Source organism: Deltaproteobacteria bacterium (genome assembly GCA_016219225.1).
In the GTDB taxonomy this organism is placed as follows: domain Bacteria; phylum Desulfobacterota; class RBG-13-43-22; order RBG-13-43-22; family RBG-13-43-22; genus RBG-13-43-22.
Map to the genome: position 1 here is coordinate 1 of JACRBX010000196.1, position 10,873 is coordinate 10,873.

10 protein-coding genes are annotated in these 10,873 nt (G+C 51.2%); 8 read left to right on the forward strand and 2 right to left on the reverse strand.

The features are described from left to right. A partial coding sequence (locus HY879_16850; protein MBI5605009.1) for a hypothetical protein occupies positions 1 to 171 on the reverse strand: 171 nt, incomplete at its 3' end. A gap of 346 nt (positions 172 to 517) precedes the next feature. Further along, a complete protein-coding gene (locus tag HY879_16855) occupies positions 518 to 976 on the reverse strand; it encodes an Hsp20/alpha crystallin family protein (protein ID MBI5605010.1) in 459 nt (152 codons plus the stop codon). 280 nt (positions 977 to 1,256) lie between these two features. Here HY879_16855 and HY879_16860 point away from each other — a divergent pair, with 280 nt between their 5' ends. From HY879_16860 to HY879_16895, 8 genes are all read left to right on the forward strand, one after another. Continuing rightward, positions 1,257 to 1,655 (forward strand): glycine zipper 2TM domain-containing protein, encoded by a 399-nt coding sequence (locus HY879_16860; GenBank protein MBI5605011.1) that lies wholly within the window; start codon positions 1,257 to 1,259, stop codon positions 1,653 to 1,655. A 340-nt stretch (positions 1,656 to 1,995) separates the two neighbouring features. Beyond that, positions 1,996 to 2,895, forward strand: a complete 900-nt coding sequence (locus HY879_16865; protein ID MBI5605012.1) for a hypothetical protein — start codon at positions 1,996 to 1,998, stop codon at positions 2,893 to 2,895. Positions 2,896 to 2,905: 10 nt separating this feature from the next. After that, the gene (gene dctP, locus HY879_16870) at positions 2,906 to 4,015 is read left to right on the forward strand and encodes a TRAP transporter substrate-binding protein DctP (protein MBI5605013.1); all 1,110 of its coding nucleotides are present in this window, start codon (positions 2,906 to 2,908) and stop codon (positions 4,013 to 4,015) included. Next, a complete protein-coding gene (locus HY879_16875; GenBank protein ID MBI5605014.1) occupies positions 4,015 to 4,512 on the forward strand; it encodes a TRAP transporter small permease in 498 nt (165 codons plus the stop codon). The genes dctP and HY879_16875 overlap by 1 nt, the downstream gene beginning before the upstream one ends. 312 nt (positions 4,513 to 4,824) lie before the next feature. Continuing rightward, positions 4,825 to 6,081, forward strand: coding sequence for a TRAP transporter large permease subunit (locus HY879_16880; protein MBI5605015.1), 1,257 nt, complete (start codon positions 4,825 to 4,827; stop codon positions 6,079 to 6,081). 69 nt (positions 6,082 to 6,150) lie between these two features. Next, positions 6,151 to 6,312, forward strand: coding sequence for a hypothetical protein (locus HY879_16885; protein ID MBI5605016.1), 162 nt, complete (start codon positions 6,151 to 6,153; stop codon positions 6,310 to 6,312). A gap of 57 nt (positions 6,313 to 6,369) precedes the next feature. Then, the gene (mdh, locus tag HY879_16890) at positions 6,370 to 7,305 is read left to right on the forward strand and encodes a malate dehydrogenase (GenBank protein ID MBI5605017.1); all 936 of its coding nucleotides are present in this window, start codon (positions 6,370 to 6,372) and stop codon (positions 7,303 to 7,305) included. Positions 7,306 to 7,618: 313 nt separating this feature from the next. After that, positions 7,619 to 10,117 carry a helix-turn-helix domain-containing protein gene (locus tag HY879_16895; GenBank protein MBI5605018.1) on the forward strand — a complete coding sequence of 833 codons (2,499 nt, stop codon included), beginning with the start codon at positions 7,619 to 7,621 and terminating at the stop codon, positions 10,115 to 10,117. The last annotated feature ends 756 nt before the right edge of the window (positions 10,118 to 10,873 follow it).

The following is a 10,873-nucleotide window of genomic DNA, read 5'->3' on the forward strand; positions in this document are numbered from 1 at the left end:
ATAAAAAGAAGGGGTTTTAAGGGATAAAAATACAATCTCACCCATTTTAGAAGTGCTGTCGATCCAGCGCAAAAGAAAACGGAGGGCCACACTACGGGTAAAAAAGAAAACCCCCAGGCTCAGGAGGGTTATCAAAAATGGAAAAGCCAGCATTTCTATGGTTGTTTTCATTCTATCGATCCTCTTTTTTTTAATATTTTTCAGGAGGACTTAAGATCGAAAAGTATTGGGTTTCTTGCAACAGAAATTTTTATGAGGATATAACCGGATGGTCGAAGTGTCAAGGCTTTGGGAGAAAAAAAGCAGGCCGCCCATTCTTTGGACCGCCTGCTTTTTTATTTAAGAATGATCGGGTAGTACTACAGCGACAGTTTTCCCGTCATTCCCGAATGTCTTTATCGGGAATCCAGTTTTTTCAAGAAAATGAGAAAACCAAAGTCCCTGGATTCCGGCTTAAGGCCTGCCGGAATGACGGTTAAGTGAACGCATTAGTAAAAAAATACGCTGTAGTAGTAGGCTATTTGGTCTCAATCTTAATCTGTTTGGCTTCGGGGGTTTTCTTCTGCGGCAACGTCAAGCTGAGTACCCCATCTTTGAAATTGGCCTGGATTTTTCCCTCTTCGACTTCGCCGGGCAGCCGAAGACTCCGCGAAAAAGAACCATAGGTGGACTCTTTTAAATAATAGTTGGCCCCTTCTTCCTCTTTTTTGGTTTCTTTTTTGCCGCTGATGGTGAGTACATTATTATCAATAGTTATTGAAATGTTCTCCTTATCCACACCGGGGATTTCGGCGTTTAAATAATAATTTCCTTCCTTTTCGTAAAAATTAAATGACGGGACCCACTCTTCTCCCAGAAATCTTGGCCATTCCCGCCAGAGTCGGTCCGACCAGGCATCACCCAGGCCTTCTTCCCCCCAGGGGGTCATCCACGACGGTCGCCTTCCTGTTTTAATTTTAATTAATGGCATGGTCATAACATTTCCTCCTTTTTATTTAAAATTTTCTCCCTCTGTTTTTTACAGGGCCTTCACTTTTCACGAACAAGTCTAATTTAAGGACAAAAATAAAAAAAATAAATCCAGGATAAACTGTATTTTTATGATCGTTGGACTGTATTTTGCCTGATTTCCTTTCTCAAAAATACGGTCTTCACCCTATTTATTTACAGGAACACAATAAATATAATAAATGCATAATCCAATTCGTTCTTAAGGAGGAATTATGACAACAGCAAAAAAAGGGCTTTTGGCCCTCATGGCGATTATGTTTTTGGTCATTGCAGCCTGCTATGGGCCCCAGACCGGGGCCCAAAGGGGCGGTGCGACAGGCGCCGGGGTCGGGGGAATTGCCGGGGCACTGCTGGACCGGAGTAATCCCTGGAGGGGGGGGATAATCGGTGCCGCCCTGGGAGCCGTATTCGGGGCTACCCTGGGGGACATTTCGGACCGGGGGGCCTATGAGGCATCCAGACATAATGCCCCGGTGGAATACCGGACCGAGGATGGCCGGGGACGATACCGGGCTGATCCCGAGAGTTATGATCCATCGACTAAGTGCCGCAAAGTCCGGGAAAGGATCTATGAAGACGGCCGGCTGGTAAGAGACCATGTTAAAGAGGTTTGTGAAGGGCAAAAATACGAGAGACGGTATTAACTGCTGCTCATCCGGAAATGATATTTCCGGATGAAAGCTATCAGCGGCCAGCGGTCAGCTTTCAGAAAAACATTTTTGAGAGGAGCAGGTTTCAAACCTGCTCCCACAGTAGAAAACTGACGGGATTTTGGCTTACCGGATAAGCCTCTCGTCAGTCTTTTTTCCCGGGTTGTCCACCATACCGCCAGAGTCTCTCCGCCGGGCCAAACCGGGAACCGCTCCGAAGGAGTGGGACTGAGCAGGCCTTTTTGCGAAGCAATCTTGAATTCGAATTTTTTGACCCAGTCATTAAAATAGAGGGGGGTAAACTGATTCTTTTTCTTGACCGAATCCCTTGACAGTGCTAATTTCTAACTCCATGAACCTCTCCAACCATCCCCTAAGGCTCCCCATTATAATCCTTCTCTTCAGTTTATCTTTGTCCGGTTGTTTTTCCAGCCGACAATTAGTCACTGAAAACGCCATCGGCCTTTTTCGGGGGGTTTCTCTTTCCGCCAACCGGCAATCGGATATCCCATTAGTCCGGCAAGGGCTTCCTGCTTACCTGATGCTGATCGATGGGATGATCCAGAACTATCCGGAGAATCCCGATCTTCTCCTGGCCGGGGCCCAGGCCTACGCCTCTTACATTTCGCTTTTAGAAGATGATGAATCGTCCCGAACCGCTCCGCTGATTCAAAAGGCCAAAGTTTATGCCTTAAAAGCCCTGGAGCTGAACCCCCTGTTCAAAGGGAGCCTTGATCAACCCATCGATCTCTTTCAGGAACGGTTGAAGGATACGGAAAAAAGCCATGTCCCCTTGCTCTTCGGGGTGGCCGGTATCTGGGGGACGTGGATTGTCCAGGGACCGGATTCGGTCGAGGGGATGGCCGATCTCCCTAAAGTGGAAGCAATAATGGACCGGGTATTGCAAATGGACCCCGGCTATTATTACGGCGGTCCCCATCTTTTCAAAGGGATCCTCCTTTCCGCCCGGCCGACTCAATTCGGCGGAGACTTGAAAAAGGCTAAGGCCCATTTCCAACAAGCCTTAACCTATTCACAGGGAAAATTTCTGATGACATCCGTTTATTTTGCCCGCTATTATGCTCGGCAAAGTCTGGATCGGGATCTTTTTATCAGCACCCTTAATCAGACGCTTTCCATACCGGCGGACATAGAGCCGGATCTGACGTTGATGAATACCCTGGCGCAACAACAGGCCAAAAGATTGCTGGACCAGGTAGATGATTTATTTTAAGGGGGAAACTATGGGATTGCGGATTGCGGACTGCGGACTGCGGAATATCAATATGGGACAGGGGATCTTTGCTTTGCCAAGGCGAAGGACGATTTATCGTACATCGTACTTCGTACTTCGTACTTCTTTTTTTGGGATGGCCCTGTTTTTTTTGTCCACCCTTTTCCCCATTACCGTCTCCGCCGAAAAAGTAACCTTGAAAATAGGCACTTTGGCCCCGGAAGGCAGTACCTGGGTCAAAACCTTCCGGGATATCAACCAGGAACTGGAACAAAAGACCGGAAAACAAGTGGGTATCCGGATTTTCCCCGGGGGGGTCCTGGGGGATGAAGAGGATATGCTGCGTAAAATCAAGGTCAACCAGATTCAGGGCGGATTTTTTACCGGCGGCGGTCTGGGGCTGGTCTTCAAGGATATAAAAATCCTGGCCATCCCTTTTCTGCTGGGCAATTATAATGAAGTGGATGCCCTGATGACCAAAATGGGGGGCTTCTATGAAAAGGGTGTCTTAGAACACGGCTATAAGGTAATGGGCTGGGGGGAATCGGGTTTTATTCATCTCCTTTCCAAACATCCTATTAAGAATGTTGCCGAGCTTAGAAAAGGAAAGGTCTGGATCTGGGAGGATACGGCCATGGGCCGGGCGGTCTTTAAAGAATTGGGCGTCAATGCCATACCCCTGGGCATCCCGGATGTCCTGGTTTCCCTTCAGACCGGGATGATTGATACGGTCTACGCCTCCCCTCTGGCCGCTATTTCCATGCAATGGTTCACCAGGGTTTCCTACCTGACCGACGTCCCTCTTTCTTATTCGGTGGGGGCCGTAATCCTACAAAAAGGGGCTTTTGAAAAAATCCCCCAATCCTTACAAAGCGTAGTTGAAGAAACCTTCCGGAAACATCTGGCCCTGCTCAAAGAAAATGTCCGTAAGGAAAACCAAAAAGCCCTTGGGGTTCTTACCAAACAGGGGATCAAAACGGTCACCCTGGCACCCAAAGAGGTCAAGGAGCTGCAAATCCTTTGCCTGAAGGGGGTGGATTCCCTGGGAGAAGATGTCTTTTCCAAAAAAACGCTGGCCGAGGTCAAGACCTTTTTAAAAACCATACGTAAAGAAAACTGATGCCCCCCCTTCCTTCTCCCAGGAAAAGGTTTTTCTTTTTTCTCCAGCGAACAGAAGAAATCCTGCTGGTGTTCTTTTTGCTGTCCATGGTCCTGTTGGGATTCCTCCAGATCCTTTTCCGCAATGTCATCTCCATCGGCCTGGTCTGGATCGATCCCCTGTTGCGCCACATAGTCCTCTGGGTGGCCCTGTTAGGGGCCTCGGTGGCCACCAGAGAAAACCGGCACATCTCCATTGACCTTCTTTCCGGACGTTTGGGGGACCGAAGCCGAATTTGGTTAAGGATTTTTATCAATCTCTTCGCCGCGGCAGTCTGTTTCATCCTGGTCCGGCCGGCCATCGAGTTTGTGCAACTTGAATATCAAGCCGGAAAAATTCTGGCCCTCGGCATCCCCATTTGGGCCTCACAATGCATCATGCCGGTCATGTTGACGGTATTAGGCCTTCGTTTCCTTGGCAAGGCATGGGAGGCCTTTAACAAAGAGGTTAAGCCTTGATCTCGACATAAGGCTGGCAACAATGACAAGCTCGTAAAAAGTCTGAGAGAGCCCATTTCCGTCATTCCCGTGAAAACGGGAATCCAGTGTTTTCAATTTGTTACATATGGTCTGGATTTCCGTCCCCGATTAAGGCATTCGAGGACAGGCTCTACGCGGGAATGACGAGTTTTTACATAGGCATCAACCATGAAATATGAAAATAACGAATATCGAATATCGAATGCTGAATGTCGAAGGAAAGTCGAAACAAATCCCTTCTTGATTCGAAATTCGATGTTCGATATTCATTATTCGTATTAGAGGTTCTTCATGGCCATTCTCTCCTCCCTATTAACCATCCTCCTGGCCCTCCTGGGCACCCCCTTATTTATCGTCATTGCCGCCGGCGGCCTGATCTTTCTCTACACCAATGGGATAGATTTGGCAGCCATGATTATTGAGCTATACAAGCTGGCCCACACCCCTATGCTGGTGGCCCTTCCCCTCTTTGCCATGGCCGGCTATATCCTGGCCGCCAGTAAGGCGCCGGACCGTCTGGTCCGCCTATCCGACGCCCTTCTGGGTTGGATGCCGGGAGGATTGGCTATAATCGCCTTAATCGCCTCGGCCATTTTTACCGCCCTGACCGGGGCTACCGGACTGACCATCGTCGCCCTGGGCGGGCTTCTGTTTCCGGCCTTGAAGATGCAGAGGTATCCGGAAAAATTTTCGCTGGGGCTCTTAACCACCTCGGGTACCTTGGGTTTGCTTTTTCCCCCCAGCTTGCCCCTGATCCTCTATGGGGTGGTGGCCCAAGTCAGTATTGATCAATTGTTCCTGGCCGGGATCCTGCCCGGCTTGGTTATGGTCTTCCTTTTAGCCCTTTTCAGCGCCTGGAAGGGCCACCGGGCCAAGGTGGACAGGCCAAGATTCACCTTTCAGGAAGTCGGGAAGGCCCTGGGACAATCGATCTGGGAGGTCCCCCTGCCCTTTGTGGTTCTGGGCGGCATTTATACCGGGATTGTGGCCATCAGCGAGGCAGCGGTCCTGACCGTCCTCTATGTTCTGATCATTGAAGTCGGGGTCTATCGGGATATCAAGATCCGGGAGCTTTTCCCCGTCATCTTAAAAAGTTCCATCCTGGTCGGCGGCATCCTGATTATCCTTGGGGTCTCCTTCGGACTGACCAATACCCTGATCAACGAAGAGATCCCCATGAAGGTCCTGGATTTTTTAAAAACCCATGTCCAGAGTCCGTTGACCTTTCTACTCTGGTTGAACCTGTTTCTCCTGGGGGCCGGTTGCTTTTTGGGTATGTTTCCGGCCCTGATCGTTCTGGTCCCTTTGATCGTGCCCGTGGCCCAGGCTTACGACCTCCATCCCGTCCATCTGGGTATCATTTTATTGACCAACCTGGAGATCGGAGCCTCCCTGCCTCCGGTGGGCATCAACCTTTTTGTATCCAGTATCCGCTTTGAACGGCCGGTGCTCGACCTTTACCGGGCCTCCATCCCTTTTATCGTCATTCTTCTGATTACCCTCTTACTGATTACCTACCTGCCGGTTTTGAGTTTGATTTTTTTGTAAGTTATTTTGCTTGAACTCTCCGGTAGGCCCTATTATATTGTAACCCAATACAGCAATAGAGACACACCAATGGAACTGATTCGAGTCAACCTTACCCTAAGCCAGGAAGTAATTATCTGCCGGAAAGACACACAAGCCCTGACTTCAGCTTTTGAAGAAGCCTCCAAAGATAAAAAACGGCAAAAAATCCAAATAAAATGGGCGAAGATAGATGCCGAAGGGTGGAATTAATTGGATCAAAGGAATATTACCGTAGAATAATCAGATCTTAAAAAAGGAGAAAAATCGATGAAACAAAAAATTTCCGTAATCGGAGCCGGCAACGTCGGGGCCACCGCGGCCCAGCGCATCGCCGAAAAGGAATTGGCCGACGTGGTCCTGGTGGATATTTTAGAAGGCGTGCCCATGGGAAAGGCCCTCGATCTTTCGGAGGCCGCCCCCATTGAAAAACATGATGCCAAGGTGGCGGGGGCTAATGACTATGAGGCCACCAAAGACTCTGATGTCATCATTATTACCTCCGGCATTCCCAGGAAACCGGGCATGAGCCGGGACGACCTTTTGGCCACCAATGCCCGGATCATGAAATCCGTGGTCGGCCAGGCCGCCCGGTTTTCCCCCCAGGCCGTATTGATCATCGTCAGCAACCCGCTGGATGCCATGTGCCATGTGGCCCTGGAAGCCAGCGGCTTCCCCGGAAACAGGGTCCTGGGTATGGCCGGGGTCCTGGATTCGGCCCGTTTCCGGACCTTTATCGCCCGGGAACTTAATGTCTCCGTGGAAAATACCCACGCCTTTGTCCTCGGCGGGCATGGCGATACCATGGTCCCCCTGCCCCGTTTTTCCACCGTGGCCGGGATCCCGATAACCGAATTAATGGACCCGGCGACCATTGAACGTCTGGTCAAGCGTACCCGTGAAGGGGGGGCCGAGATCGTCAGCCTGCTCAAGACGGGCAGTGCCTATTACGCGCCGGCCTCAGCCGCCTGTGAAATGGCCGAAGCCATTCTGAAAGACAAGAAAAAAATCCTGCCCTGCGCCGCCTACCTGACCGGGGAGTACGGGATCAAGGATTTGTTTATCGGCGTTCCGGTAAAATTAGGCCAGGGGGGCATCGAAGAAGTCATCCAGATCAAACTGACCCCTGAAGAAGATGCCGCCTTGAAAAAATCCGCCGAGGCGGTCAAGGGGCTGGTGGAGGCCATGAAGAAGTTGGATATTTAATAAGAAAATAACGTTCGTCGTTCAGTGTTCGGCGTTCGGCGAAAGAAATTAATGCGAAAATAAGTTCGGAGCGCAGGCGGGAATCCAGGCTCCTCATAACTTATTAATCCCGCCTTTGGCGGGACTGGATTCCCGTTTCCACGGGAATGACGAAAATGAGATCTTCTGGATTGTTTACGAATGCATCAAAAACAGCCTCTGCATTTTAAGGCAAGGGATTGGCAACATTGCCAATCCCTTTCTTAACTTAACCGTGTTTATCTGTGAAATCCGTGCCAAAAAAAATTAAACCCCGATAAATTTTTTGACTCCCATGACAGATTCCCTCGACAACCCAGAGCTTCAACTGGCCTTCGACTATGTGCAGTACACCGGTCAGAATGTATTTCTTACCGGGAAGGCCGGCACCGGCAAGACCACCTTTTTACATAACCTGAAAATGCAGTCGCCCAAACGGATGATCGTAGTGGCGCCGACGGGAGTGGCCGCCATTAATGCCGGCGGGGTCACTATCCACTCCTTCTTCCAACTGCCTTTCGGACCCCTTTTGCCTGATATGGAACCTGGGGGCGGCCGGCCTGGCAGCCAATACCGCTTCAACCGGCAAAAGATCGACATCATCCGCAGCCTCGATCTGCTGGTTATCGATGAGATCAGTATGGTCCGGGCCGACCTGCTCGATGGCATCGACGCTGTCCTGCAACGCTTCCGCGGAAACAGCCGTCCTTTTGGAGGAGTGCAACTGTTGATGATCGGTGATCTGCAACAATTGGCGCCGGTGGTCAAAAACGACGAATGGGAGATCCTGCGCGACCATTACCGGACCATGTTTTTTTTCAGCAGCCAGGCCCTGAGTCAGACCCGGTTTGTCAGCATCGAACTGAAGCACATTTACCGGCAAAGCGACTCCCGTTTCATCGACCTGCTGGCCAAAGTCAGGGAAAACCGGATGGCGGAGGCTGACCTGACGGCCTTGAACAAACGGTATAATGCAGCGCTTTCCCGGGAAACTCCTGAAGGCACCATTACCCTGACCACCCACAATTTTCAGGCCCAACAAATCAACGAAACCCGGCTGGCCGCCCTGCCCGGCCGGGAGAAAAAATTCGAAGCCCGGATAGAGGGTGAATTCCCCCCCTACGCCTTTCCAACGGCCTCCGAACTGGTGCTCAAGCCCGGGGCCCAGGTGATGTTCGTCAAAAACGACCCTTCCCCTGAAAAGCTTTTTTTCAACGGTAAAATCGGCCGGCTGAAGGGCATCACCAAAGAGGGGCTGGTGGTCGAGTGTCCCGGAGATCCCGGGCCGATCAGCGTCGAAGAGGCCGAATGGAAAAACATCAAATACACCCTGAATGAAACAACCCGGGAGATTGAAGAAAGCGAATCCGGGAAATTCATCCAGTTCCCCTTAAAGCTGGCCTGGGCGATCACCATTCATAAAAGCCAGGGGCTGACTTTTGACAAGGCCGTCATCGATGCCCGCTCAGCCTTTGCAGACGGCCAGGTCTATGTGGCCCTGAGCCGCTGCCGCACCCTCGAGGGGCTGGTGCTCAGTACCCCCATCGAAAGCCGCAGCATCAAAAGCAGCGCCGTCGTAGGGGAGTTTACCCGGGACATCGAAAAAAACACCCCGGATCAAAGCCAGCTCGATGAGGCCAAACGGGAATACCAGGTGGTTCTCCTGGATGAACTGTTCGACTTTTCGGCCCTCTTGCATTCGCTGGTTGGCTGTTTAAACCTGGCCAACGCCCACAAAAACATATTGACCGGTGCTACCCCCTCATTTTTCGGCCCTATCCTGGAAGCCGTCAAGGCCGAGCTAACCGGGATCGCGGACAAGTTTGCCGTCCAACGGCAGCAAATCACCGGAGAACCCGCTGATCTTGAAACCTGCCGGCCGCTCCAGGAAAGAATAAGCAAGGCGGCGGTCTATTTTACCGGAAAAATAGAATCGCTGGTAGTCAAGCCCCTTTCGACCGTCACGATTGAAACCGACAACCGCGAAGTGCGTAAATCCTTACAAAAAGCCCTCGATACGGCGCTCAAAGAAGGGGCGGTGAAGCTGTACCGCCTCAATGCCTGCAGATCGGGCATCGTCTTCGCCGATTATCTAAAGGTCCGCGCCCTGTCCCTGTTCCAGGAGCCGGCAGCTAAACCGGTGCGTTTGCAAAAAGAAAAGGGGGGAGATGGTGGAACCCTCAGCCACCCGGAACTTTACCAGACCCTCAAACAATGGCGCAAAGGCAAGGCCGAAGAAACCGGCCAGCCGGCCTTCTGGGTGCTCCACAACACGGCCCTGGCCGAAATTTCCGACAGACTGCCGGCCACGAAGGGAGAACTATGCCTCATCAAAGGACTGAAAGGCAAGAAAGGCAAAACCTTCGGGGCGGAAATTTTACAAATGGTGGCCCAATACGGTCTGAAGCACAAACTGCCCCTGTCCCAAACGGTTCAAGGGGATGACAGCGACAGACCTGACGTCCCCAAAAAAGATAAACCAAAAACCAGAGAGGAATCCCTGCGCCTTTTTCTCGAGGGCCGGAGCCCGGCAGAAGTGGCCGAAATACGGGGGCTGGCCTTATCGACCATCGAAGGCCACCTGGCCCATTTCGTCGGCACCGGGGCACTGGACCTCGACCGTCTGGTGGAACCGGGAAAGGCAGCCCGCATCGCCGCCTATTTCCAAAGCAGCCCCGATCCGGGGTTAACCCCGGCCAGAGCGGCTCTGGGCCAGGACGTATCTTATGGTGAACTGCGCTTTGTCTTGAAGGATCTTGAACGGAACGGGAAAATTAAGACCAGCGCCTATTGACGAAGGGGATCGACTCCGGAGCATCCACCCAAGATCGTCGTGGCCTGGAAAACCACATTTGAATTGCAGGACCCAAAGGAGCAGGGCAAATAACCCATACAAGACCAACAACACCTATAGGCTGATCTGAGAGAGAAACGATAGTTCCTGCATCTTGACTTGCTCTATATTTCCCAACGTGATAGTCACCTGCGCGGCGGACGGGAAGAGGGATGCCCGAAAACCTCAACGGATTTAGCCCGATATTCTTCCGCGTCAGGTGCACTAGCTGGTTATCTGCTTTTTCGTTTCTGGTTGGACCAAAAGTCCCCCAATGCCGCCAAAAAGATGATCCATGATAGCAACGCAATCGGCCACAAAGATCGAAATTGAGCATATATCTTTATCGTCCTTTTCTCTCGAGAAGGGTACACGCAGAGACTCAAGACCTCAGAATCTACGTCCGCTTGGACATTATTGTGTGCGACGGGGACGTTGTTCATTTCATTCAGTTTTAGTAGCTGCTTCCATCGCTTTAATTGCCATAGCCACCCCAGTTGTCCCAACCCCAACCTGGCGAGCGATCTCAGCCATAGGGAGTCCCAGTTCCCGATATAAATAAAAACAGAGCCTTCATCGAAGTTCCGACACGGCCTTTCGGCGGCTCCCAGATTTTAGCTCAATTTCATTAACTCCGGCTTCTCGACATTTTTCTTTAATGATCCTCGACAACGACCCGGCTTTCTTTCGGGCTCTAATTTGCCGGACCAGTTTTTG